The following is a 903-nucleotide window of genomic DNA, read 5'->3' as shown; positions in this document are numbered from 1 at the left end:
GGCCGTGGCGCGGCTGCACGCGGGGGCGTCCGCCGACACGGTCCTCGCCGAGCTGGACTGGCCCGCGACGCCACTGCTCCGGGTCCCCGCCGAAGCGTTCCTGCGGGAACTGGCGCTCAGCGAACGGCGGGCCGCCGCCGCGCAGGCCGCCTCCGCGAAGGCGCTGAGCCGGGTGCAGGCCAAGTCCGTGAGCATGCTCGCCGATCTGCGCAGCATGCAGGAGCGCCACGGCGAGGAGGTCTTCGGCGACCTGCTGCGCCTGGACCACGCCACGTCCCAGCTCGGCCTCATGACCGACCGCCTCGCCCTGCTGATGGGCGGCCGCTCCAGCCGTGCGTGGAACAAGCCCATCGTGATGGAGAGCGTGCTGCGCGGCGCCGTCGGCCGCATCGCCGCCTACCAGCGAGTGCGGCTGCACTGCGCGTCGAACGCCGCGATCGCCGGCTTCGCCGCAGAGGGCGTGATGCACCTGCTGGCCGAACTGATGGACAACGCTGCCAACTTCTCCCCGCCCATCGACGAGGTCCACGTCTACGTGGAGGAACGGTCCGCCGGGATCGTCGTCACCATCGAGGACAGCGGGCTCAAGATGGCCGACGCGGCGATGCGCCGCGCGGAGGAGGCCGTCTCCGGCCGGGTCACCGACCTCGCCTCGCTCCAGGGCACCCGGCTCGGCCTCGCCGTGGTCGGCCGGCTCGCCGAGAAGTACCGCATCGACGTCAACTTCCGGCCGTCCTCGCGCGGCGGCACGGGCGTCGTCGTGCTGCTCCCGCCGCAGCTCCTCGCCCAGCAGCGGGAGGGCGTCCAGCCCGCGGCCGTCGCCCCGCTCTCCCCCGCGCCGACCGCGCCGTCCCCCGAGCCCGCCGCCCCGGAGGAGACGCACGACCGGGCCGAGCTGCCGTC

At 74.8% G+C, this 903-nt stretch carries 1 protein-coding gene; it reads left to right on the top strand.

The genetic code is table 11. The annotated features are described in order from the left end of the window. Window positions 1-903 (top strand): ATP-binding protein (locus tag GTW43_RS25240; RefSeq protein ID WP_161304310.1); only part of this gene is annotated, 903 nt, incomplete at both ends.

It is taken from the genome of Streptomyces sp. SID5785 (assembly GCF_009870065.1).
Taxonomy (GTDB): Bacteria; Actinomycetota; Actinomycetes; order Streptomycetales; family Streptomycetaceae; genus Streptomyces.
Note: the sequence above shows the minus strand (reverse complement) of the source record. Positions and strands in the feature narration are given on the sequence as shown.